The 22,830-nt window shown below is 63.3% G+C and carries 22 protein-coding genes; 17 read left to right on the plus strand and 5 right to left on the minus strand.

Annotation, left to right across the window (positions count from 1 at the left end):
- Window positions 1-49: 49 nt before the first annotated feature.
- The 3 genes from FEZ59_RS20110 to FEZ59_RS20120 all read left to right on the plus strand — a co-directional run bounded on the left by FEZ59_RS20110 (window position 50) and on the right by FEZ59_RS20120 (window position 1,614).
- On the plus strand, window positions 50-208 hold the full coding sequence (locus FEZ59_RS20110) for a hypothetical protein (protein WP_019744522.1): 159 nt from the start codon (window positions 50-52) through the stop codon (window positions 206-208).
- A 92-nt stretch (window positions 209-300) separates the two neighbouring features.
- Complete coding sequence (locus FEZ59_RS20115; RefSeq protein ID WP_019744521.1) at window positions 301-717, plus strand: hypothetical protein; 417 nt, start codon at window positions 301-303, stop codon at window positions 715-717.
- A gap of 51 nt (window positions 718-768) precedes the next feature.
- Window positions 769-1,614, plus strand: a complete 846-nt coding sequence (locus FEZ59_RS20120) for a uroporphyrinogen-III synthase (protein ID WP_019744520.1) — start codon at window positions 769-771, stop codon at window positions 1,612-1,614.
- Here the strand turns inward: FEZ59_RS20120 and FEZ59_RS20125 are convergent.
- Both FEZ59_RS20125 and FEZ59_RS20130 read right to left on the minus strand, forming a co-directional pair.
- The gene (locus tag FEZ59_RS20125; RefSeq protein ID WP_019744519.1) at window positions 1,574-3,145 is read right to left on the minus strand and encodes a PH domain-containing protein; all 1,572 of its coding nucleotides are present in this window, start codon (window positions 3,143-3,145) and stop codon (window positions 1,574-1,576) included. The two genes, FEZ59_RS20120 and FEZ59_RS20125, sit on opposite strands and share 41 nt — an antisense overlap.
- Window positions 3,142-3,645: a PH domain-containing protein gene (locus FEZ59_RS20130; protein WP_020970221.1), complete on the minus strand. Its 504-nt coding sequence runs from the start codon at window positions 3,643-3,645 to the stop codon at window positions 3,142-3,144. The genes FEZ59_RS20125 and FEZ59_RS20130 overlap by 4 nt, the downstream gene beginning before the upstream one ends.
- A gap of 82 nt (window positions 3,646-3,727) precedes the next feature.
- Between FEZ59_RS20130 and FEZ59_RS20135 the strand changes: the two genes are divergently transcribed.
- The 8 genes from FEZ59_RS20135 to FEZ59_RS20170 all read left to right on the plus strand — a co-directional run bounded on the left by FEZ59_RS20135 (window position 3,728) and on the right by FEZ59_RS20170 (window position 12,915).
- Complete coding sequence (locus FEZ59_RS20135) at window positions 3,728-3,916, plus strand: hypothetical protein (RefSeq protein ID WP_003945217.1); 189 nt, start codon at window positions 3,728-3,730, stop codon at window positions 3,914-3,916.
- A gap of 118 nt (window positions 3,917-4,034) precedes the next feature.
- Window positions 4,035-6,593: a bifunctional FO biosynthesis protein CofGH gene (locus tag FEZ59_RS20140; RefSeq protein WP_020970220.1), complete on the plus strand. Its 2,559-nt coding sequence runs from the start codon at window positions 4,035-4,037 to the stop codon at window positions 6,591-6,593.
- Entirely contained in the window at window positions 6,593-7,351 is a 759-nt protein-coding gene (locus FEZ59_RS20145; protein WP_172933084.1) for a hypothetical protein, read from the plus strand. The genes FEZ59_RS20140 and FEZ59_RS20145 overlap by 1 nt, the downstream gene beginning before the upstream one ends.
- Before the next feature lie 146 nt (window positions 7,352-7,497).
- On the plus strand, window positions 7,498-7,821 hold the full coding sequence (gene fdxA, locus FEZ59_RS20150) for a ferredoxin (RefSeq protein WP_003945248.1): 324 nt from the start codon (window positions 7,498-7,500) through the stop codon (window positions 7,819-7,821).
- A 5-nt stretch (window positions 7,822-7,826) separates the two neighbouring features.
- Window positions 7,827-8,930 (plus strand): succinyldiaminopimelate transaminase, encoded by a 1,104-nt coding sequence (dapC, locus tag FEZ59_RS20155; protein WP_070795992.1) that lies wholly within the window; start codon window positions 7,827-7,829, stop codon window positions 8,928-8,930.
- Window positions 8,931-8,994: 64 nt separating this feature from the next.
- A complete protein-coding gene (locus tag FEZ59_RS20160) occupies window positions 8,995-9,675 on the plus strand; it encodes a rhomboid family intramembrane serine protease (RefSeq protein WP_020908478.1) in 681 nt (226 codons plus the stop codon).
- A gap of 12 nt (window positions 9,676-9,687) precedes the next feature.
- The gene (locus FEZ59_RS20165) at window positions 9,688-11,100 is read left to right on the plus strand and encodes an acyl-CoA synthetase (protein WP_029536792.1); all 1,413 of its coding nucleotides are present in this window, start codon (window positions 9,688-9,690) and stop codon (window positions 11,098-11,100) included.
- A 213-nt stretch (window positions 11,101-11,313) separates the two neighbouring features.
- The gene (locus tag FEZ59_RS20170) at window positions 11,314-12,915 is read left to right on the plus strand and encodes a substrate-binding and VWA domain-containing protein (protein ID WP_172933085.1); all 1,602 of its coding nucleotides are present in this window, start codon (window positions 11,314-11,316) and stop codon (window positions 12,913-12,915) included.
- 15 nt (window positions 12,916-12,930) lie between these two features.
- Here FEZ59_RS20170 and FEZ59_RS20175 read toward each other — a convergent pair whose 3' ends face one another.
- Window positions 12,931-14,151: an HNH endonuclease signature motif containing protein gene (locus tag FEZ59_RS20175; RefSeq protein ID WP_242459858.1), complete on the minus strand. Its 1,221-nt coding sequence runs from the start codon at window positions 14,149-14,151 to the stop codon at window positions 12,931-12,933.
- A gap of 211 nt (window positions 14,152-14,362) precedes the next feature.
- On the opposite strand from FEZ59_RS20175, the gene FEZ59_RS20180 reads away from it, so the two are divergent.
- Complete coding sequence (locus FEZ59_RS20180) at window positions 14,363-15,337, plus strand: ATP-binding cassette domain-containing protein (RefSeq protein WP_172933087.1); 975 nt, start codon at window positions 14,363-14,365, stop codon at window positions 15,335-15,337.
- Window positions 15,337-16,095, plus strand: a complete 759-nt coding sequence (locus FEZ59_RS20185; RefSeq protein ID WP_172933088.1) for an ABC transporter permease — start codon at window positions 15,337-15,339, stop codon at window positions 16,093-16,095. The genes FEZ59_RS20180 and FEZ59_RS20185 overlap by 1 nt, the downstream gene beginning before the upstream one ends.
- A 9-nt stretch (window positions 16,096-16,104) precedes the next feature.
- On the opposite strand, the gene FEZ59_RS20190 is transcribed toward FEZ59_RS20185, so the two are convergent.
- Complete coding sequence (locus FEZ59_RS20190; RefSeq protein ID WP_020908472.1) at window positions 16,105-17,487, minus strand: amino acid permease; 1,383 nt, start codon at window positions 17,485-17,487, stop codon at window positions 16,105-16,107.
- Window positions 17,487-18,440 (minus strand): 2,3,4,5-tetrahydropyridine-2,6-dicarboxylate N-succinyltransferase, encoded by a 954-nt coding sequence (gene dapD, locus FEZ59_RS20195; RefSeq protein ID WP_019749368.1) that lies wholly within the window; start codon window positions 18,438-18,440, stop codon window positions 17,487-17,489. Before dapD ends, FEZ59_RS20190 begins: the two co-directional genes overlap by 1 nt.
- Before the next feature lie 49 nt (window positions 18,441-18,489).
- Here dapD and dapE point away from each other — a divergent pair, with 49 nt between their 5' ends.
- From dapE to FEZ59_RS20215, 4 genes are all read left to right on the plus strand, one after another.
- Window positions 18,490-19,560 carry a succinyl-diaminopimelate desuccinylase gene (gene dapE / locus FEZ59_RS20200; RefSeq protein ID WP_021332795.1) on the plus strand — a complete coding sequence of 357 codons (1,071 nt, stop codon included), beginning with the start codon at window positions 18,490-18,492 and terminating at the stop codon, window positions 19,558-19,560.
- 16 nt (window positions 19,561-19,576) lie between these two features.
- Window positions 19,577-20,380: a TIGR00730 family Rossman fold protein gene (locus FEZ59_RS20205; RefSeq protein WP_003945176.1), complete on the plus strand. Its 804-nt coding sequence runs from the start codon at window positions 19,577-19,579 to the stop codon at window positions 20,378-20,380.
- A complete protein-coding gene (locus FEZ59_RS20210) occupies window positions 20,374-20,931 on the plus strand; it encodes a TIGR00730 family Rossman fold protein (protein WP_020908470.1) in 558 nt (185 codons plus the stop codon). The genes FEZ59_RS20205 and FEZ59_RS20210 overlap by 7 nt, the downstream gene beginning before the upstream one ends.
- A 112-nt stretch (window positions 20,932-21,043) precedes the next feature.
- Window positions 21,044-22,816, plus strand: a complete 1,773-nt coding sequence (locus FEZ59_RS20215) for a long-chain-acyl-CoA synthetase (protein ID WP_133727821.1) — start codon at window positions 21,044-21,046, stop codon at window positions 22,814-22,816.
- Window positions 22,817-22,830 lie beyond the last annotated feature (14 nt).

Below are 22,830 nucleotides of genomic sequence, written 5' to 3' on the forward strand. Positions count from 1 at the left end.
ACCGGATGGGTGGTCCTTTCGGTAACAGCAAAGCCTGGGGGCTGAAGAAATGTACAACTGGGACCTGCAGAACCAGATCGTCGCCTTCGTCGATTCGTTGCGTCCGATGGCCGGTTACTACCACGACATGTATTACGGATCGCTCTACGCATTTGCAGATCAGCAAAGTCATCTGCTGACGCTGCTCGGGTTCCCGCCGGTTCCCTGATCGACTTCGTACTTTTCGGGCGCGAGCCGGGGTGCTTGTCGGGAGGGACCCCGCGCTCGCGCGTTGGCCGTCGATAGACCACTATCAAAACCATGATCACGGCCGAGAACAACACAGACGCTTCGACAGAAACGTCGCTGTCGTGGCTCGACCCCATCATCCTCGGTGTCCTGATTTTCGACGGGTTCTTGTGCGCGGTGTTGTCTGTCCTGTTCTTGCCGACTCATCTCGGTACGACGGCATTTCCGATCAGCATTCTCGTTGCAGCGACCGCGAACCTCGTATTGGTGATTGCCGCCCGCACGGTTACGACGCCGGGTATGGCCGCATTGCCGCTCGCCGGTTGGATCGTCGGGTTCTTGGTGTGCATGGTCGGCGGTCCGGGCGGCGACGTGCTGGTGCTCTCGTCCCCTCTGACGTTCTTACTGCTGGTCGGCGCAATCGCTCCGGCCGCGGTTTTCCTCTTCAAAGTAGCGATCAACAGGCTTGCCACCCTCAGTTCGCAATAGTTCTCGGCGCGCGCGTAGGAAAGTAACCCATCCATAAGGGACACTCAGCCTGTGGCTGAAGATGATCTGGCGGGCGCGACTATCGCCTTGACCGCAGAACGGCGTGTCGAAGAATTTGCGACGCTCCTCGAACGTCGAGGCGCGGAGATCGTGCGGACACCGGTGATCCATGTGCTGCCGTTGGTGGACGATCGGGACCTGCGTACTCAGACGTCCGCGTTGATTGCCGATCCGCCGGAATTGGTCGTGATCAGCACCGGAATCGGCTTTCGGGGTTGGCTCGACGCCGTCGCGTCGTGGGGTTTGACCGACGAGTTCCTCGGAGCTCTGGCCCGCACGCGCATCATCGCCCGCGGCCCCAAGGCGACGGGCGCCATCCGGGGCGCCGGACTGCGTGAGGAATGGTCGCCTTCGGGTGAGTCGTCCGAGGAAGTTCTGGCGCACCTCGGAAGCGAGGGAGTGGCAGGCTTACGCGTCGCGGTCCAGTTGCACGGCACCATCACCGAATGGGAGCCGTTGACGGACCTGAGCGCATCCCTCGCCGACATCGGCGCGGTTGTCACCCCGGTGTCGGTCTATCGGTGGATCCGGCCGCCGGATCAGTCACCGGTCCGCGCGTTGGTCGCTGCAGTTCGTTCCGGTGCAATCGACGCACTGACCTTCACCAGTGCCCCCGCGGTCTCCTCGATGCTCAGCACGGCCAAAGAGATGGGCGAGCTGGAGCGGTTCGTCGCAGCTATGCGCGGACCGGTACCGACCTACTGCGTCGGACCGGTGACGGCCGCCCCGCTGGAGTTGCTCGGCGTTCCGACCATCCAGCCGGAGCGATCGCGTCTCGGTTCGCTGGCGAGGCTCATCATCGACGACCTGCCCAAACGTCGCCACCGCCCGGAGTGACGGCTTCGATCAATGCCCACGCGTTCTCGGCGGGGAGATCGATCACCTCGTAGCTTCCGGTGCCTGCTGGCGTCGCGGCGATGACGGTTGCCACGCCTGCGCGTCGCTGGAAGAACGTCTCGCGCACCGTCCATCCGATGACACCTTCGGATTCGAGGCTGTGGCGCTGGCGATCGAGCGAGCCGCTTCGGGTGATCAACCATCCCGGCAGGACTGCGTGGCCGAGGCCGTTGTATCGGTCGTAGGCGAGGGCAGCGCCAGCGATGGCGAGTACGGCGACCCCGAACCACGCGTAGATCGGTACATCCAGACCAGAAGCCGTGCACGCCACGCAGACCAGAAACGCCACTGTCGCGAGAAACAGTGCCCTGGTGTACCGGCGACGCCGCGCGGCCGGGCCGTGCGGGATCAGCGGGGCGGACGCCTGACGTGAATCACCGATGACGGTGGCCATCACTCGCTCGGCTTCCCTGCGTGGTCCCTGCGGGAGCAGCAGCGAAGATTCCTTCTTCTCGGCGCTGACCCCGGTCATGATGGCGTCGAGCCGCGCGCCGCGGGCCAATCGCAGTAGAAGCGGTTCCTTGAGCGTCGTGCCGCGGAGGCGGGCGCGGTCGAGTGTGGTTTGCCGAGTTTTCAACAGGCCGTGACTGACATGCAGGATGCGGCCGTTGTCGGTGAGTTTCATGTTGCCGAACGCGATCAGGTACTGGACGCAGGCGAGTGCACTCGACAGCACCAGCAGCACGACGAGTGCGATGACGACCATCAGCGCGATGCCCAGGCTCTCGAGTGAGTCGAAGCTGTCGCTTACTGCCGACGATTTCGCGACGGCAGTGCCGATGCCGTATTGGAACGAGATGCCGATGATCGCTGCGATGATGGCGATTCCGGTGAACGAAAAGGGAGCGTAGCGAACCCAACTGGGCTCCCAGTGACCGATCTCGGTGTCGACCGGTTCGGCGATGTTCTCGACCGGTGTGCCCGGGGTTTCCAGTCGCCGTGCCTGTTGCGCGCCGGCCAACAGTGCGGCACGTAGGTCCGGAACCAGGGCAGTCGAGAGGGCATTGAGTTCGAACTTGTTCGAATCGTGGCCGATCCCGGCGCGCTGGCCGGTCCCGATGCGCACGATCGACAGCCCGAGCAGTCGGTGCATGACCCCGGCCTCGACGTCGACGGATCGGATGCGGCTACGCGGGACGGAGAGCAGCTTTTTCTGGAATACCCCGGTGCGCAGTTGTACGTGAACGGGCCCGATTCGGTACGTGGTGGTGAAGTACCGCAACAGACCGAAGACGACGAGCAGAGTGACGACGCCGAGTCCCCACCAGTGGTTTCCGGATTGGCTGCCGAGAACTACGGAGACGAGCAGGACCGGGAGCAGTTTGACGACTTCGTTGACGGGGTGGACCAGAAGCATGCGGCGGTCGAGGCGGAGCCATGGCTGTTCCTCCTCGGCTGCCTCGGCAGCTGCCGTTTCCGCCTCGACCGGGATTTCGATCGCGGTCGGGTCGCCCAACTGCTTCTCGTTCACGTTGCGTCTCCCACGTTGGTGCCCGCGATCTCCGTCAGTTGGGCCACTGTGCGGTCGGCGATTTCCTGGTCGAGCGCGGAGATCTTCACAGCCCCGGCCGACGACGCCGTAGTGACGGTCACGGTTGCCAGACCCAACATGCGGTCGATCGGTCCGCGTTCGGTGTCCACGGTCTGCACGCGCGATATCGGTGCGATCCGTCGTTCCTGGGTGAACCACCCCGTGCGTGTGTACACCGCAGTGTCACTGATTTCCCATCTGTGGACGCGATACCGCCACGCCGGAACCATCAGAATGTAGGTGGCCGCGAATAGGACGGTGACTGCGAAGACCAGGCCCACCACCCAGGACGGGATTCCGGGTATCAAGACGGCACAGACGATTTCGGCGACGATGACGGGTACCCAGAACAGCGAGGCAGTGATTGCCCACAGCCTCGGGGCTTTGGCGCTGGGTCGCCATAACGGGTCGGCCATGGTCAGCGGTTGCGGGGCAGTCATGGGCACTACTTTGGTCGAGTGAGGGGCGATCTGTCGACATCGGCCCTATCGTGGAGTGTGGCGACTGCGAAGGGAGCACGTGATGACCGAACAAGATGCGACATTCGACCCGGAGGCTCCGGAATCAGATGCGCTCGAACAATCGACACCCGTAGATCCGAACGCCCCCGAAGAACCCGATCTGACCGACATTCCACTCGACGCGCCAGTGGCTGACGTGGTGGATCAACGAGTCGAGGTCGCGGTCGACGACGACTACCGGCCGTCGTGATCGAGGCCGTGTCGGGGCGGTAAGGCCTCCTACTTCTGGCACCGGGTGGCACTAGTCGTCCCACATGGCGCATGATCGCTAGGTGAACCGAACTGGTGATGACTCCGGCAAACCCACCATGCTTCCGATGCCAGGTATTTCCGCGTCCGCCTCGTCCAGTCCGTCGCCCGGCCCGTCAGCGTCGGCGATGCGGCGAGTTCTCCGTCGCGCACGCGATGGAGCAACCCTGAACGTCGACGAGGCGGCAACGCTGCTGCAGGCGCGGGGAACCGATCTGACCGATCTGTGTTCCTCGGCAGCCAAGGTTCGCGATGCCGGGCTGCTGGCAGCGGGTCGGCCGAACACCGTGACGTATTCGCGGAAGGTTTTCATTCCGCTGACCCGTCTGTGCCAGGACAAGTGCCACTACTGCACGTTCGTCACGGTGCCCGGGAAACTGCGTGCCGCTGGGCACGGCATGTTCCTGGAGCCGGACGAGGTTTTGGACATTGCCAGGGCAGGCGCCGAATTGGGCTGCAAGGAAGCGTTGTTCACGCTGGGTGATCGCCCCGAGGCACGCTGGCCGGAAGCAAAGCAGTGGCTGGACGAACGCGGCTACGACTCCACCCTCGACTACGTGCGGGCGATGTCGATCCGGGTACTCGAGGAGACCGGACTGCTCCCGCATCTGAATCCCGGTGTGATGAGCTGGCAGGAACTCTCGCGGCTCAAGCCCGTTGCGCCGTCGATGGGCATGATGCTCGAGACGACCGCAACCCGCCTGTTCACCGACAAGGGCGAATGCCACTACGGCAGCCCGGACAAGGACCCGGCGGTTCGGCTACGCACCCTGACCGACGCAGGCCGACTGAACATCCCGTTCACCACGGGAATTCTTGTGGGCATCGGGGAGAACTTCCTCGAGCGTGCCGAATCGATCATGGCGATACGCAAGTCGCAGAAGGCGTTCGGGCACATCCAGGAAGTGATCATCCAGAACTTCCTGGCCAAACCTGATACCGCGATGCGCGATACCCCTGATGCAGGACTCGACGAGTTTCTCGCGGCCATCGCCGTCGCACGCCTGCTGCTCGGGCCGACGATGCGGATTCAGAGTCCGCCGAATCTCGTCTCGAACAGCGAGTGCCTCGCGCTGCTCGGCGCCGGTGTGGACGACTGGGGCGGGGTGTCACCGTTGACCCCCGATCACGTCAACCCGGAGCGTCCGTGGCCGAATCTCGAGACCTTGGCGGAGATCAGCGCCGAAGGCGGCTTCACCCTGACCGAACGCACTGCGGCTCAGCCGGCATATGTCCTGGCCGGGGCTCCGTGGATCGATCCGCGCATTGCGGGCCACGTGCAGGCACTGGCGGACCCCAAAACCGGCCTCGCCCTGCCCGACACCAAGCCGGTGGGTCGGCCGTGGCAGGAACCGGACGAGTCGTGGGAATCGAGCGGACGCGTCGATCTCAATACCGAGATCGACACGGACGGGCGCAACACCGAGACCCGCAGTGACCTGGGCAGTGCGTTCGGCGACTGGGAGACCGTGCGCGAACAGGTCCTCGAGCTGAGTGCTCCGATTCGCGTCGACACCGATCTGCTGGCTGCGCTGCGCAGTGCCGAACGCGACCCGGCCGGATGCTCCGACGACGAGTACCTGGCCCTTGCCACGGCGGAGGGCCCGGGCCTGGAAGCTGTTGTGGCACTGGCGGATGCGCTACGCAAGGATGCCGTCGGCGAGGACGTCACCTACGTGGTGAACCGGAACATCAACTTCACCAACATTTGCTACACGGGCTGCCGGTTCTGTGCATTCGCGCAGCGCAAGGGCGACGCCGACGCCTTCACGCTGTCGGCAGAGCAGGTCGCCGACCGTGCGTGGGAAGCGCACGTCGCCGGCGCGACCGAGGTGTGCATGCAGGGCGGTATCGATCCGGAACTTCCCGTCACCGGTTACGCCGACCTGGTCCGGGCCGTCAAGAAGCGCGTGCCGTCGATGCACGTCCACGCGTTCTCGCCGATGGAGATCGTCAACGGTGCATCGCGCAGCGGTGAAAGCATCAGGGATTGGCTGACCGCTTTGCGTGAGGCGGGCCTGGACACCATTCCCGGTACGGCAGCGGAGATCCTCGACGACGAGGTGCGTTGGATCCTCACCAAGGGCAAACTGCCGACGGCGGAGTGGATCGAAGTGGTCACCACGGCCCACGAGGTGGGGCTGCGGTCGAGTTCGACGATGATGTACGGGCATGTCGATCAGCCGCACCACTGGGTCGGGCACCTGAATGTTCTTCGCGGAATTCAGGACCGTACAGGTGGATTCACGGAGTTCGTGCTGCTGCCGTTCGTTCACCAGAGCGCGCCGCTGTACCTGGCGGGCGCTTCACGGCCAGGGCCGACCAACCGGGACAACCGCGCTGCGCATGCACTGGCACGCATCATGCTGCACGGTCGTATCCCCAACATCCAGACCAGCTGGGTCAAGCTCGGGATCACCGGAACGCAGATGATGCTCAACGGCGGAGCCAACGACCTCGGTGGGACGCTGATGGAGGAGACGATCTCGCGGATGGCTGGCTCCGAACACGGGTCCGAGAAGACCGTCGCAGAACTGCGCGCCATCGCCGAGGGAATCGGACGTCCGGCACGCGAACGAACCACCACACATGCACGACGCGAAGGAGCGATTGCCTGATGGCCGATGTTCTGGGGGACCGCAAGGTCGTCGAGGTTCTCGATCGAGCGGTGTGGGGGATCAACCCGGTTCTCGATCTCGCCTACAGTGATCCGCTCGGTATCAAGCGTCGGACCTTCGAGCCGACCGATCCCGAGCGAAATGCCGCAGCGATGGTGTTGGACGCGGCGGCCTGGGTCCTCGACGTCGTCAAGTTCCCCGGGACGGCGGCGTGGTCGGTGATGACCGACGAGCAGCGCTCGAAGTGGTGGACGACTCGGTTGGGTGCACTCAACACCGTTGCCGTCGCGTTCCCCGGCATCTTCGGCGTCCTCCTCAATCGGCTGCCGATCCAGGACCTCTTGGCATTCGCGAATCAGGCCGTTGTGCTCGTTGCGGTTGCCCGTGAACACGGAGCGACGGAGCGGGATCAGCAGGTGGACCTCCTGGCGTCGGTGCTGTGCCGGCGTGAGACCAAGTCCCGAGATCTGCTCGCCGGTGAGGATTTCGCCGAAAAGTCGGTCAGCGGTGCCGACGAGACCTGGCGCCCGTTCGCGCTCATCGGCACCTTGTGGCGCACGTCGAAGACTTTTCGTGCCATCACGGACGAGCTGCACAAGCGGCCGTCGCGGACAAAACCGTACGAGATTTTCGGCAAGATTCCGGTGGTCGGCGTCGTGGCGGATTATCTCGGTGAGCGCGGCGCTTTGGTCCGCGCGGCTGCCGCGGGGGAGAAGTGGATCGCGATTCGGTCGAGGAACATCACCGCAGTAGGCTGAAATGTGTTACCCCCGCCTGCTCAGAGTCGGTTGGCAGGGGGATAATAGGCTGTTCCCGCGGTACGTGAGAGTCGTATCGGATTTTCGGCCCCTTGCAACTGCGTGTTGCGGCGGCGATGCACGACAGGAAGGCAGGGAGATCGGCAGTGACCTACACGATTGCTGAACCGTGTGTAGATGTGATGGACAAGGCGTGCATCGAAGAATGCCCTGTCGACTGCATCTACGAGGGTGGACGCATGCTTTACATCCACCCCGACGAGTGTGTCGACTGCGGCGCGTGTGAGCCTGTCTGTCCCGTCGAAGCCATCTTCTACGAAGACGACGTCCCGGACCAGTGGAACGCGTACATCAGCACGAACGTCGATTTCTTCGACGATCTCGGTTCGCCGGGTGGAGCGGCCAAGCTCGGCAAGGTCGACTACGACACGCCGTTCATCAAGGCGCTGCCTCCCATGGGTGAGGAATAGAGATCTTGTCTCGTACTCCGGTGGCCGCTGGGCTTCCTGATTTTCCGTGGGATTCGCTCGCCGACGTCACGGCGAAGGCGCACTCTCATCCCGACGGCATCGTGAACCTGTCCGTGGGAACGCCGGTTGATCCCGTTGATCCGGTGATACAGGAGGCTTTGTCTTCTGTTGCCGAGATACCCGGATATCCGACGACGCACGGCACGCTCGCACTTCGCGAGGCCGTAGCGGAGTCACTCGATCGCCGTTACAACATTCCCGACGTCGATCCGGCAGCGGTCCTGCCGGCGATCGGCACGAAGGAAATGATCGCGTGGCTGCCGACATTGCTCGGTCTCGGAGCCGACGATCTGGTGGTCATTCCGGAGTTGGCATATCCGACGTACGAGGTCGCGGCGAAGCTGGCAGGCGCTCGCGTCCTGCGCGCCGACGGCTTGAACAAGCTCGGTCCCGAGTCGGCGGCGATGATCTTCGTGAACTCGCCGTCGAACCCCACCGGCAAAGTGCTCGGCCTCGAGCACTTGCAGAAGGTCGTGGCCTGGGCGCGCGAGCGGGGCGCGATCGTCGTCTCCGACGAGTGCTACCTCGGATTGACGTGGGAATCGGATGCGCTCTCCATTCTCGATCCCCGGGTCAACGACGGCGATCTGACCGGTTTGCTTGCGGTCCACTCACTTTCGAAGACGTCCAATCTCGCGAGCTATCGCGCGGGGTTCGTCACCGGTGATCCGGCTTTGGTGTCGGAGCTGCTCGAGGTGCGTAAGCACGCGGGCATGATCCTGCCGCTGCCGATCCAGGCGGCGATGACCGCAGCTTTGGGCGACGACCAACACGAGAACATCCAGCGCGAGCGGTACCGCGAGCGTCGCAGCGTGTTGATCGAAGCTGTTCGAGGCGCCGGATTCACCGTCGACAATTCCGAGGCGGGTCTGTACCTCTGGGCGACGCGCGGCGAGGAATGTCGAGCGACGGTCAGTTGGTTCGCCGATCGTGGGATTCTCGTTGCCCCCGGTGAGTTCTACGGTCCGAGCGGGAGCAAGCACGTGCGGATCGCGCTCACTGCAACAGACGAACGAATCGCCGCGGCAGCAAAGCGCCTCTCCGCCTGAACTGTGTCCTTTCCCAGGTGTCAGGTTCCCTGATGTCGGTATCGGTCCGATGTAAGGTCGCGCTGTGACCACCTCAGGGACCGGCGGCTTGGACGCGGTACTGATTTTTGCTGTCGTTGTTGCCTCGGTTGCACTGATGCTCGTGTGGTTGAAAAGTCGTCGAGTTTTCGGAGAGTTCCCACTCTCGGCAGCTCTCCTCTGGCTGATGGTTGCAGTGCCGTCCATCCTGCAGGCGCTGATACCAGGACTACTCGAGATGTTTCGTCGTGATCCCGCATTGATTCGCGACGGTCAATGGTGGCGCATTCTGACCTCCGTGCTCGTCCAGGACGGAGGGGTCGCAGGAACCGTCACCAATCTCGTGACGCTGGCCGTGGTTGCACCGCCTGCGTTCCGGCTCTGGGGCGCCGCACGTGGCTGGGCTCTCTTCCTGTTCGGTCAACTGTTATTCGGTTTGCTCACCACCGCAGTCTTTCCGTCGACCGGCGCAGGTAACTCCGGTGCCACACTTGCTCTGGCAGCGGCGGCCGCGGGGATCGGTGTTCTGGTGCGCCCGCGAATGCCTGAGATTGTTCTGACGGCCGTGATTGTCGTCGGCGGCGCAACCCTGGTGACGGTCGACGATGCGCACGGATTCGCCGTTCTTTCCGGGGCGCTCTTGGGGGCGGCGCTGGTGACGCTGTTCCCTCCGCACTCGATAGACGCGCGTCGGGCAGGAGAAAGTTTGCGACCATCGGCCCTGTGAGATGCTGTCGTGGTGCTGCTGAGATCACTGAACCCCCTTGCTGTCGCCCGCGGTGACGACCTCGACGACGCCGTGACGATCGGTGACACGGTTCTCTCGCGGAGTGCCATTCTTGGTGCCGCGACCTCGGTCGCGGAACGAGTGGCGCAGGCCGATCGGGTTGCCGTATTGGCAACTCCCACAGCAAAAACGATTCTCGCCGTCGTCGGGGCATTGATTGCCGGTGTCACCGTTGTGCCGGTCCCGCCGGACTCGGGGAAGGCTGAGCGGGAGCACATTCTGCGTGACTCGGGTGCTCAAGCGTGGCTCGGTGAAACGGACGACCACTGCGACACTCTGCCGGTAGTTCCCGTCCGGTTGCACGCTCGCTCGTGGCACAGCTATCCCGAACCGGCACCGCAGTCCACAGCATTCGTCCTGTACACGTCCGGAACCACTGGCCCACCGAAGGGCGTTCTGCTCAGTCGCTCGGCCATCGCAGCCGGGATCGACGCGCTCGCCGAGGCCTGGGACTGGACGTGGCGAGACACGCTCGTCCACGGGCTTCCGCTCTTCCACGTGCACGGACTGATCCTCGGAATCCTCGGCCCCCTCCGGATCGGCAGCCGGGTGATCCACACCGTCAAGCCGACGCCGGAAAATTACGCCCGGGCGAAAGGCTCCCTCTACTTCGGTGTTCCCACTGTCTGGTCGCGTATCGCCGAGGACGAAGAAGCTGCCCGCGCGTTGTCCGGTGCCCGACTTCTGGTTTCCGGTAGTGCACCGCTTCCTGTGCCTGTCTTCGAAAAGCTGCGGGAGCGAACAGGATTGACGCCCATCGAGCGTTACGGCATGAGTGAGACGATGCTGACTCTGAGCACACGTTTCGACGGCGAGCGACGCCCAGGGTGGGTCGGCGTGCCACTGCGCGGAGTCGAGACTCGTCTTCGTGACGAGAAGGGCAACGACGTGCCACACGACGGCGAGAGTATCGGCGGTCTACAGGTACGTGGGCCGATGCTTTTCGACGGCTACTTGAACCGTCCAGACGCAACCGCCGAGTCCTGGACGGAGGACGGCTACTTCAAGACCGGTGATGTCGCCGTCATCGACGAGGGTGGGTTCCACCGAATCGTCGGCCGCGAATCCATCGACTTGATCAAAACCGGTGGATTCAGAGTCGGCGCCGGCGAGATCGAGACCGCCATCCTCGGGCACCCTTCGGTGTCCGAAGTTGCGGTGATCGGTGTCCCCGACGCCGATCTGGGTCAGCGGATCATCGCCGTCGTAGTCCGTAAGCCCGGGAGCCCCGAGGTCACCGAAGCTGAATTGGTCGAGTTGGTCGGGGCTGAGTTGTCGGCGCACAAGCGTCCCCGTGAGGTTCGCTTCGCCGAGACTCTGCCGCGTAACGCGATGGGCAAGGTCCAGAAGCGCGAGCTCTTCTGAGAAGAGCGGTTTGCTGAAAAGTCGCTGCGACGCTTGAAGGTTCGTGACTTCGGTCGGGCTGTCCCGGAATATGGGCTCGTCGGTTCTCCGACGATTCAGCGCTAGTTGGAATTTCTGTGTTCTTGGCTACACTACCGCCCGGTAGGGATAGCTCCAGTCGCACGCATGCCGTCGGTATGTCCTAGTGCGAGTGGCCTCGGAAGGGCAGATTTCATGGCGGGCGGACGGCATTCGAGTCCTGACAGCGGGCGATCGATCGGGTTCTACGCAGTGGGTGGGTTGGTTGCCGTCGCGGTAGTCGCTACCGGGGTGGTGGTCTTCAAGGCAACACAGTCCGATTCCTGCGAGAGCGTCGACGAGTACTCGCTGGCAGCAGATCCTGCGATCGCGCCTGCAGTCACGGAGATCCTCGCAGAATCGTCGCCGGAGCAGACAGGCTGTTCGCGGATCACGGTCACCTCCGCGTTGCCAGGCGACGTAGCGGGAACCCTGGGCAAAGGCGTGGACGCACCGGACATGTGGATACCGGATTCGACAGCGTGGGTTGGCAAAGCTGCACTGACGGCCAAGGGGCCGGTCGCTGCCGCCGGCGGTTCGATCGCCACCTCGCCTGTCGTCCTCGCGTCCGGCGGTGGCGAGCAGTTTGCCAGTTGGCTCACGGCGCTTCAGGTTCCCGATCTCGCGCTGGGCAATCCGTTGTTCACCGGGGTTGCGTCGGCGCCCATTCTCGGAGCCCTCGCGGAGACCGGGGCCACCTCCGAATCGGTTCGAGCGGCACTCGTACCCCATGCCCAAGCAGAGAGCGTTCGTACCGAAGATCAGCCGGTAGGGCAGAAGATGCTCACCGAATTGGTCAGCTCCGGGAAGGTCGGTGTTTCGACCGAGCAGCAGGTAGTCGAGTTCACGAAAGCCGAGTCGAAGATTTCCGCGACAGTACCGGCGACGGGAACCATGATCATGGATTACCCCCTGGTGGTCAGTGCGTCGGCACCGGATCGGCACTACGCGGCAGCGAAGAAGAGTGACGCCATCGCTGAGCTGTTGCACAGTGAATCTGCTCAGGAAGTGCTGACACGCAGCGGTTTCCGTACCTCCGCCGGTGGGGCTGTCGAAGGCGGAGTTGGTGACGTGACGGCCTTGACGGTCTCCGAACAGTCGGTGGCCGATCAAACGCTGGGCGCTTGGGCTCTGATGGCCAAGCCGATCCGGACACTCGTTGCGATCGACGTGTCTGCGTCGATGGACTACCCGGCGACAGGCGGCAAGACGCGCATGCAGTTGACCACTGCTGCTGCTCTCGCCGGCAATCAGGTCTTCCCGGACAGTGTCGCTGCCGGTCTCTGGGCGTTCTCCCAAGGTATGAACGGAACCCAGGACTTTCAGGAATTGGTGCCGATCAGGCGCTACGACACCATCGTCGACGGCATGACTCAGCGAAAGTTGATGGCTGATCAGGCGAACCGTCTCACCGAGCTCAAGCGTGGCGCCACCGGTTTGTATGACACGACTCTGGCCGCCTTCCGTAAGGTGCAGGAATCGTACGATCCGCGAGCGGTCAACAGCGTCATCATCTTGACCGACGGTGCCAACGAAGATCCCGACAGCATCAGCCGTGAACAGCTGCTCGATGTTCTTGCACGCGAGCAGGATCCGGCGCGTCCGGTCATCATCGTCACCATCGGCATCACCGATGACGCCGATGCGGCGGCACTCGCCGATATCTCCCGCGTGACGGGCGGTTCGACGTACATCGCTCGAGACCCCTCGGAGATTTCCGAGGTGTTTGTGAACGCACTTGCTCACCGAGGATCGTGAGCCACGCCGAGGACCTCAGGCCGCGTCGGGACCGGCCCAGGGCGTCGGAAGTGGCGGAGCCTCAGACGAATATCGGTGCCCGGTAGATGTCGTCGTGGTGAAGGTGTGCCGGGTACCTGGTACAGGTTCGGCAGACCAGTCCGAGCCCTGTTTCGCGTAGTTGCATGCCGCGCACAACCCGGCACCGTTGGCTGCGCTGGTGAGGCCACCCCTGGAGTGATCGCGGATGTGGTCGCGGTGGCGAACCGGCGCGTCGCACCACGGAGTGCGGCAGCTTCGATCCCGGAGTTCGATCAATCGTGCCAACCCCTTCGGGAAGGTTCTCGCGGTGGATTCCATTGCGGTCAGTGCGCCCGTATCGGGGCGTGCGTAGAGCTTTCGAACCGTTGTCATGGTTTCGGAGTCCTCGCCGGACAAGGTGATCCATTCACGTGCGATGGCTGCTGGAACAGGTCCGTACCCGTGGACGTGGGCAGGGTCGGAACCGTCGCCGAGTAGCGACTGGTCGGAGACAATCAGATTCACCGTGACGGGTGTCGGTGTGGCGCGGCCGATTCCGGTGACCCGCTCCACCAGGAGATCAGCCATGATCTGAGCTCGCGTGCGCTCGTCCCCGCCGGCAAGTACGGAATCTGCATCGCGGCCGAGCGTGGCATATACGACGGTACCCGCGGCAGCGGGAAGTAGGACATTGAGCCAGCACATCGTGTCGGGCGCAGGCCGAGACGTCACACGTCTGTCTCGTACGGCTTTGCGTGCTCGTCTCGCAACACTGTCTGCGTCTATTTCGGCAGTGCGTGCGCGGATTCTTTCTGTCAGTTGGTGGGTGCCACATCCGTCCAAGATCGCAGCGTCGCAGCAGAACTCGCGATCCAATGCAGCGCGATCCTGGACTGTGAGACACGCAGTTTCACGCATGAGAATTGTCGCTTGATGCTCACTGATGGAGCCACGGACGAGTAGTCGAAGTGTGTGCGGCATCTCGTCGTTCAGTGCGCGGGCCAGGTTGAGATGCTGAGTTCCGAACCATGCCGACTCTCGCCGTGCGAGGGCAATCTGCGCGTTGATTCCACGGCCCTGGTACGAGCGCGGAACTCCCCGTTCGCCGCGGTCCTTGCGGGTTACCGTGTCGAGATCGGCAGCCAGCAATGCCTGGGCCCCAGCGCAACTGGCCTTCAGCTCTTCCAGTGCGCGTAGTAGATCCACGCGAGCTGCGTTGTCGATGGAACGATCCATGCTGACGAGTGACGCTCGGAATTGTCCGATCGTCTCTTCGGATATCGTCTGTTTGGATATCGCCTGTTCAGATACTCTCGTCGTCACTTTTACCCCCCGGTAGTGTCGAACATACATTCGATACTAGCGCCGACGGTGAACGCACGCAACGGCTTTCTCTGTTGGCGTCCGAAAGTTCCGACAGTTCGGTTTTCATGGTTGACTGGTCCTCATGATCGAGTTGAGGGGATTGACCAAGGTTTACGGACCGACGAAAGCGGTGGACGATTTGTCGTTCACGGTCAAGCCGGGCATCGTGACGGGCTTTCTGGGCCCCAACGGTGCGGGTAAGTCGACGACGATGCGGATGATTCTGGGTTTGGATCAGCCGACGTCGGGTGCGGCGTTGATCGACGGCAAGCCGTACCGCGAGCTCAAGACACCGCTGCGGACGGTGGGCGCGTTGTTGGATGCGAAGTGGGTGCATCCCAATCGCAGTGCGCGGGCGCATCTGCAGTGGATGGCTGCTTCGAACGGGATCCCGAAGTCCCGCGTGGACGAGGTGCTCGGGTTGGTCGGATTGTCCGAGGTGGCGGGCAAGAAGGCCGGCGGGTTCTCGTTGGGTATGTCGCAGCGTCTCGGGTTGGCGGGTGCGTTGTTGGGGGATCCGAAGGTGTTGTTGTTCGACGAGCCGGTCAACGGTCTCGATCCGGAGGGCATCGTCTGGATTCGTAAGTTCATGCAGCGGTTGGCCGCCGAGGGCCGCACGGTGCTGGTGTCGAGTCACCTTCTCTCGGAGATGGCGTTGACGGCGGAGCAGTTGGTGGTGATCGGTCGGGGTCGGTTGATCTCGGATTCGACGGTGGCGGAGTTCGTGGATCGTTCGTCGGAGTCGACGGTGCGCGTGCGTAGTCCTCAGCTCGATGCGTTGCGCAGTGTGTTGCTCTCGCAGGGGTTGACGGTGCGTGAGGACGGTTCCGGTGTTGCGCCGGCGTTGGTGGTCGTGGATTCGACGACTGATGTGATCGGTGGTTTGGCTGGTTCGCAGGGAATCGTGTTGTACGAGTTGGCGTCTCAGCAGGGTTCGCTCGAGGATGCGTTCATGAAGTTGACCGGAGACGATGTCCAGTACCACGCATCCGGTATCGAAGCAGCCCCCGAAACTCAGAACGCATACACACAGCAGGCTATGGGAGGTGCACTGTAATGGCTGTTCTCAGTGCTGAACGTATCAAGATCACCACAACCAAATCACCGTTGTGGTGCTCGGTCATCATCATCGTGCTCGGGTTGGGACTCGCTACGGTTTTCGGACTGAGCGCCAAGTCGTCGCTCAGTAGCCCCAATGGTGCAATGATGCCGACAGTGTCGGGGGCGCTCAGTGGAGTGACCGGCTTCGGTGTGTTGGTTCTGATGATCATGGCGGCTCTCGCGATCACCAGCGAATATCGCTTCGGGACCATCCGCACCACCTTCCAGGCAGTTCCGAACCGCGCTTCGGTGCTCATCGCCAAAGCGGGCCTCATCGGTGGTTTCGGAGCGGTACTGACTCTCGTATTGTCATTCGGCGCTTTCGCTCTCACGAAGGCCACATCAGGTGACGCCGGAAGATTCCTGACTCTGTCTGGCGACGATAACTGGCGGGTCGTCTACGGAACACCGATCTACGCGTTCTTCTGCGTAGTTCTAGCCGTAGGAGTGGGCGCGTTGCTCCGGCAGTCTGCAGGTGCGATCGCATTACTGCTGTTGTGGCCCTTGCTGATCGAGAATCTTTTCAACCTGTTCGGAAGTATCGGCGAGAAGATCATGCCGTTCCTGCCGTTCATGAACGCCAACAACTTTCTCGGTTCCGGCGGTAGCGTCGACTTCCACTGGGGACCCTGGGGCAGCCTGGTCTACTTCGCCCTCTTCGTGCTCGTCGTATTCGGCCTCAGCATCGTCGTCGTGAACAGGCGGGATGCATAGGCACACGGATCAGGCGGGCTGATTCTGCTTACGCCAGCGGGCGTTCAGGAAACCCAATGCCGCGATCACCAGGAACAACACGGTGGTCGAGATCAACTGTGCACGGGCATCGGCGTCGAAGAGCATGAGGACGACGAAGACGCCGAGCATCGCGAGAGTCGCGTAGCTCAGATACGGGAACAGCCACATACGAACTGTCAGCTTGCCCGACGCTTCGAGTTGTTTGCGCAGTCGCAGATGCGAGACGACGATGAAGATCCAGATGACGAGCAGCGCGGCGCCGACTGCGTTGAGCAGGATGCCGAGCAGGTCGTCGGGGAGCAGCCAGTTGAGCAGGACGCTGACGAAGCCGAAGAACACCGACAGCAGAACGGCATTGGTCGGAACTCCGGTGCTCGACAGTTTCGCCATGAAAGCGGGTCCGTCGCCGCGGCGCGAAAGTGAGAACGCCATGCGAGAGGTGCCGTAGATGTTGGCGTTGAACGCGGAAAGCAACGCCACCACTACGACGAGTTCCATGAACCCGGCAACACCCGGAATGTTCGCCTTGTTCAAGACGGCCACAAACGGGCCGCTCTCGAGTTCGGGGTCGTTCCAGGGCAGCACCAGAACCATGATCGAGATGGCACCGATGTAGAAGACACTGATGCGCCACACCACGGAGCGGACAGCGACGGCGATGGAGCGTTCCGGATTCTCGGATTCGGCTGCGGCGATGGTGACGATCTCGATCCCACCAAAGGCGAACGCCACGACGAGCAGTCCTGCGGCAATGCCGGACAACCCATTGGGCATGAAGCCGCCCTGCCCGAACAGATTGCTCGTACCGACCGGATCGGTATCGGGGAGGATGCCGAACACCAGCAAGACGCCGATGACGAGGAAGGCGATGATGACGGTGACTTTGATTGCGGCGAACCAGAACTCGAACTCACCGAAGTTGCTGACCTTCGCCAGGTTCACCACGGCGAAGAACACCACGAAGACCAGGGCGACAACCCATTGCGGGATCGACGGCACCCAGTCGTTCACGATCGCCGAGGCTCCGGTGATCTCGGCGCCCAGCACCATGATCAGCATGAACCAGTAGAGCCAGCCCATCACGAAGCCGGCCCACTCGCCGATCCCCAGGCGCGCGTAGTGAGAGAAGGAACCGCTCGCCGGGATCGCAGCTCCCATCTCACCGAGCATGCGCATCACGAACACCACGACGGCGCCTGCAAGGATGTAGGAGATCAGGACGGCCGGGCCGGCCTTGGCGATACCGACGCCGGTTCCGAGGAACAGGCCGGCGCCGATGGCCGAGCCCAGGCCCATCATCGTCAGATGGCGGACCTTGAGACCGTGGCCGAGAGCAGTGGTTGTTCCGTCGGAGACGTCGGTGTCAGTCATCAGTCGTTGGCGTGCAAAGCAGCGTTCAGTTCGACGCCGGTGCCCTTCCACGGCACGACCTCGACGGCACCCGAGACCGAGTTACGACGGAAGAGAAGGTTCGACTTGCCGCTGAGTTCCTTGGCCTTGACGACGGTTCCGTCCGGGCCGGTGACCTTGGTGCCCGCGGTGACATAGAGGCCCGCTTCGAGGACGCAGTCGTCGCCGAGTGAAATGCCGAGGCCGGCGTTTGCGCCGAGGAGGCAGCGCTTGCCGAGGGAGATGGTTTCCTTGCCGCCGCCGGAGAGGGTGCCCATGATCGAGGCGCCGCCGCCAACATCGGATCCGTCGTCGACGACGACGCCCGCGGAGATGCGGCCTTCGACCATCGAGTTACCGAGGGTGCCGGCGTTGAAGTTGACGAAGCCTTCGTGCATGACGGTCGTTCCGCTGGCGAGGTGCGCACCGAGTCGGACACGGTCCGCGTCACCGATACGCACTCCGGACGGCACGACGTAGTCGACCATGCGGGGGAACTTGTCGACGCTGAACACGGTCACGACGCCGCGGATGCGCAGACGTGAGCGAACTTGCTCGAAGCCTTCGACGGCGCACGGGCCGAAGTTGGTCCACACGACGTTGCTGAGCAGGCCGAACTGGCCGTCGAGGTTGACGCCGTGGGGTGCGACGAGACGGTGCGAGAGGAGGTGGAGGCGCAGGTAGACGTCGTGTGCGTCGACCGGCGCCTTGGAGAGATCGGCGATGGTGGTGCGGACGACGACCTGCGAGACCTCGCGAGCGTCGTCAGTGCCTGCCAGCAGTGCAAGATCGGAAGGAATGTCTGTTCCCTCGACGTTCTCGGTACCGGTCTTGTCGAATGTTCCCAGCTCCGGTGCCGGGAACCAGGTGTCGAGGACGGTTCCGTCCGCGGTCACGTTGGCGATACCTACTGCTGTTGCTCCCTGTGCGCTCACGGGACTAGAGATTACTGGGTGGTGGGTGCACCGGCCTAGGCTGGTGCGTGTGAGCATCCTCGATCTTGCTTCGGACCCCATCGACTTGACGGCCGCCCTGGTCGACATCCCCAGCGTCTCGCACGACGAATCCGTCATCGCGCAGGCCGTCGAGGATGCGCTGCGTGAGCAGACTTCGGGCTTCGAGATCATCCGCAACGGCAACGCCGTGTTGGCGCGGACCTCGCGTGGTTTGCCCAGTCGCGTCATGCTTGCCGGACATCTGGATACGGTGCCCATCGCGGACAATGTTCCTTCGCGGCGTGACGGCGACATCCTGCACGGCTGCGGGACCGTGGACATGAAGTCGGGCGACGCGGTCTTTCTGCACCTGGCGGCAACCATCGAGAACCTGGCCCACGATCTGACCCTGGTTTTCTACGACTGCGAAGAGATCGCCGCAACCTTCAACGGCCTGGGACGGATCGAACGCGAGATCCCGGAATGGCTCGCGGCCGACGTCGCAATTCTCGGTGAGCCGACGGCCGGTTTCATCGAGGCCGGATGCCAGGGCACGATGCGGGTTCGGTTGACAGCTTCGGGAACTCGCGCACATTCGGCCAGGTCCTGGCTGGGGGACAACGCCATTCACAAGTTCGGCGGTGCGTTGGAGCGGTTGTCGAGTTACCAGCCGCGCTCGGTCGACATCGACGGTTGCGGCTACCGCGAAGGTTTGTCGGCGGTGCGGATTTCTGGCGGTGTCGCCGGAAACGTCGTCCCGGACGAAGCCGAGATGGACGTCAACTTCCGATTCGCGCCCGATCGCAGCGAGGCGCAAGCCGAGTCGCACGTGCGCGAAGTGTTCGACGGCCTGGGCCTCGGATTCGAGGTCACCGACTCCTCGCCCGGCGCGCTGCCTGGCTTGGCGAACCCGTCCGCTGCCGCCCTGATCGAGGCGGCCGGTGGTCAGTTCCGTGCGAAGTACGGGTGGACCGACGTGTCCAGGTTCTCGGCGCTCGGCATTCCTGCCGTGAACTACGGACCGGGTGATCCGAACCTCGCACACAAGCGCGACGAGCACGTTCCGGTGCAGCAGATCACCGACGTCGCGGCCGTGCTGAGGAAGTATCTGTCGGCCTGACCGTTAGCCTTGCCGCATGGCACCAGAGAAGAATTCGGCTTCGAAGAAGCAGAGCTCGTCGATCAAGCACCGCGGGCCCGTTCAGCTTCGACGCAAGCGCAAAGACGAGAAGACCACGACCGATCAGCGCTTGCTCGACAAGCGCGGACCCACGGACTGGGTACACACCGATCCGTGGCGTGTGCTGCGTATCCAGAGCGAATTCATCGAAGGTTTCGGCGCACTCGCCGAGGTCCCGCGTGCGGTGACGGTGTTCGGTTCGGCCCGCACCACGGTCGATCATCCCGAGTATCAATCCGGCCGTGAGCTGGGAACGGCGTTGGCCGAAGCCGGATACGCCGTCATCACCGGCGGTGGACCGGGAGTCATGGAAGCTGCCAACCGCGGTTGCAGCGAGGCCGGCGGATACTCGATCGGTCTCGGCATCGAGCTGCCGTTCGAGCAGGGTCTCAACGAGTGGGTGGATCTCGGAATCAACTTCCGGTACTTCTTCGCGCGCAAGACGATGTTCGTGAAGTACTCCCAGGCATTCATCTGCCTGCCCGGCGGCTTCGGAACACTCGACGAGCTGTTCGAGGCACTGACCCTGGTGCAGACCCACAAGGTCACGCGCTTCCCGATCGTCCTGTTCGGTACCGAGTACTGGTCCGGACTCGTCGACTGGATTCGCGGCACCCTCGAGCGTGACGGCAAGATTTCCGAGGGCGACGTGAATCTGCTGCACGTCACCGACAGCGTGGAAGAAGCAGTACGAATCGTCCTCAACGCCGACAAGGGCGTCGACGAGGCCGCAGATCTGGGGAAAGAAGAAGAATGGTGACCGATTCCGACAAGAAGTACTCGATCTGCGTCTACTGCGCGTCCGGTCCGGTGGACGAATCGTTCCTGGCATTGGCTGCCGAGGTGGGAACCGCGATCGGTCGACGCGGATGGCAGTTGGTCTCGGGCGGTGGCAACGTCTCGATGATGGGCGCTGTCGCCGAGTCCGCTCGCGCGGCGGGCGCCTGGACCGTCGGCGTCATTCCGAAGGCCCTGGTGCACAAGGAAGTAGCCGACGTCGATGCCGACGAACTGATCGTCACGGACACCATGCGCGAGCGCAAGAAGCTGATGGAAGATCACGCCGACGCGTTCATCACGCTGCCGGGCGGAATCGGGACGCTGGAAGAGCTGTTCGAGACGTGGACCGCCGGCTACCTCGGAATGCACGAGAAACCAGTGGTGATGCTCGATCCCGTCGGGCACTTCACCGGCCTGCTCGAGTGGTTGAACAAGCTCGACGGGACCGGCTTCGTCGGGCGTCAGGCGTTGGACACTCTGTTGGTGCGGACGGACGTCGAGGCTGCGCTCGACGCGTGCGTCAGATCCTGATCAGACGGCTGCGTGAAACCCTGACCTGGGGCATGGCGGGCTTTATTACCGTGCAGTAAGGTGGCCGCAGACTGGGCGGCCGAATGGGCGCCGGATACGTGTTAGGGGAGCCATGAGTTCGGAAGCCCGTTCGACCGTCGGCCTGCTGGATCTGGCGGCAAAACTGCCGTCGATGATCACCGAGGTGCCGATCCTGGCGCGGGGGGCCGCCGGGCTCACCCGCAAGCCTTCGGCCAAGGAATCGATCGGGTTGATCTTCCAGAAGGCCGCGCACGCGCACCCGTCGCGCCCGTTCATCCGGTTCGAGGGCCACGCGACCAGTTACGCGGAGGCCAACGAACTGGTGAACCGCTACGCCGACGTCCTCCGCGGACGAGGAGTCGATCGCGGAGACGTCGTCGGAGTGCTGGCAAAGAACACCCCCGAAGCCCTGCTGATCGCGTTGGCCGCCGTCAAACTCGGCGCGGCTGCGGGCATGTTGAACTACAACCAGCGCGACGACGTTCTGGCACACAGCCTTACGCTGCTCGACGCGCGCGTCCTGGTGGTCGCCGACGAGTGCGAAGAGGCCCTCGAATCCTTGCCGGCGGGGTTTACCGGACCGAAGCAACTTCTCGTCAGTGAACTCGCGGATCTGGCGAAGACGGCTGATGCCGCCAACCCGGCGGTCACCGCCGAGGTGCTCGCGAAGGAGAAGGCGTTCTACATCTTCACCTCGGGTACCACGGGAATGCCCAAGGCCAGCTTGATGACTCACTTCCGTTGGCTGAAGTCGATGTCGGGCCTCGGGTTGATGGGCGTGCGCTTGCGCGGCTCGGACACTCTGTACTGCTGCCTGCCGCTCTACCACAACAACGCGTTGACGGTCTCGTTGTCCTCGGTGCTCGCGTCCGGTGCGACAATCGCGATCGGACGTCAGTTCTCCGCCTCGCGGTTCTGGGACGACATCGCACTCAACAAGGCGACCGCGTTCACCTACATCGGCGAACTGTGCCGCTATCTGCTCAACCAACCGGTCAAGCCGACCGACGGCGACAATGCTGTTCGGCTGATGGTGGGTAACGGTCTGCGCCCGGAGATCTGGGCCGAATTCACCCAGCGCTTCGGCATTCCCCGCGTCGCCGAGTTCTACGGTGCGAGCGAATGCAACATCGCGTTCGTCAACGCACTCAACGTCGACAAGACGGCCGGGATCTGTCCGTTGCCGCACGCCGTCGTCGAGTTCGACGAGGACACCGGAAAAGCGTTGCGTGGAGCCGACGGTCGCCTTCGCAAGGTGTCCACGGGTCAGGTCGGGCTCCTGCTGTCGAAGGTCACCGACCGAGCGCCTTTCGACGGTTACACCGACGAAGCCGCGAGCAACAGCAAGCTGGTGCGCGGCGGATTCAAGGACGACGACACCTGGTTCGATACCGGAGACCTGGTGCGCAAGCAGGGATGGGGCCACGTCGCCTTCGTCGACCGTCTCGGCGACACCTTCCGTTGGAAGGGCGAGAACGTTGCCACCACGGAGGTCGAGGGCGCGCTGAGTTCGCACCCGGCCGTCGAGGAAGCAGTTGTCTACGGCGTCGAGATCCCGGGCACCGACGGTCGCGCGGGAATGGCGGCGGTCAAGCTGCGGGACGGGCAGAGCTTCGAGGGAAGCGAAGTTGCAGCTCACCTCTACGGCAAGCTTCCCAACTACGCGGTCCCGCTGTTCATCCGCATCGTCGACTCACTCGAACACACCAGCACTTTCAAGTCGCGCAAGGTGGAATTGCGCAACGAGGGTTACGACGTCGGCGCCGACACTCTGCACGTTCTCGAAGGCCGCGAGGGTGGTTATGTGGACTCGTACGACGAATACGTCGGAAAGGTCGCGGCGGGCTCGGTACCCAAGGGCTAGACCGAGTTCCGTCA

This window comes from Rhodococcus sp. MS13, assembly GCF_013277835.1.
Classification (GTDB): Bacteria; Actinomycetota; Actinomycetes; order Mycobacteriales; family Mycobacteriaceae; genus Rhodococcus_F; species Rhodococcus_F erythropolis.

Excerpts from the sequence above, each read along its gene's own strand:
- FEZ59_RS20110 (WP_019744522.1), top strand. The coding sequence starts at position 50 with ATGTACAACTGGGACCTGCAGAACCAGATCGTCGCCTTCGTCGATTCG.
- FEZ59_RS20115 (WP_019744521.1), top strand. The coding sequence starts at position 301 with ATGATCACGGCCGAGAACAACACAGACGCTTCGACAGAAACGTCGCTG.
- FEZ59_RS20130 (WP_020970221.1), bottom strand. The coding sequence starts at position 3,645 with ATGACTGCCCCGCAACCGCTGACCATGGCCGACCCGTTATGGCGACCC.
- FEZ59_RS20135 (WP_003945217.1), top strand. The coding sequence starts at position 3,728 with ATGACCGAACAAGATGCGACATTCGACCCGGAGGCTCCGGAATCAGAT.
- FEZ59_RS20140 (WP_020970220.1), top strand. The coding sequence starts at position 4,035 with ATGCTTCCGATGCCAGGTATTTCCGCGTCCGCCTCGTCCAGTCCGTCG.
- FEZ59_RS20145 (WP_172933084.1), top strand. The coding sequence starts at position 6,593 with ATGGCCGATGTTCTGGGGGACCGCAAGGTCGTCGAGGTTCTCGATCGA.
- FEZ59_RS20170 (WP_172933085.1), top strand. The coding sequence starts at position 11,314 with ATGGCGGGCGGACGGCATTCGAGTCCTGACAGCGGGCGATCGATCGGG.
- FEZ59_RS20175 (WP_242459858.1), bottom strand. The coding sequence starts at position 14,151 with ATGGATCGTTCCATCGACAACGCAGCTCGCGTGGATCTACTACGCGCA.
- FEZ59_RS20180 (WP_172933087.1), top strand. The coding sequence starts at position 14,363 with ATGATCGAGTTGAGGGGATTGACCAAGGTTTACGGACCGACGAAAGCG.
- FEZ59_RS20185 (WP_172933088.1), top strand. The coding sequence starts at position 15,337 with ATGGCTGTTCTCAGTGCTGAACGTATCAAGATCACCACAACCAAATCA.
- FEZ59_RS20190 (WP_020908472.1), bottom strand. The coding sequence starts at position 17,487 with ATGACTGACACCGACGTCTCCGACGGAACAACCACTGCTCTCGGCCAC.
- FEZ59_RS20205 (WP_003945176.1), top strand. The coding sequence starts at position 19,577 with ATGGCACCAGAGAAGAATTCGGCTTCGAAGAAGCAGAGCTCGTCGATC.
- FEZ59_RS20210 (WP_020908470.1), top strand. The coding sequence starts at position 20,374 with ATGGTGACCGATTCCGACAAGAAGTACTCGATCTGCGTCTACTGCGCG.
- FEZ59_RS20215 (WP_133727821.1), top strand. The coding sequence starts at position 21,044 with ATGAGTTCGGAAGCCCGTTCGACCGTCGGCCTGCTGGATCTGGCGGCA.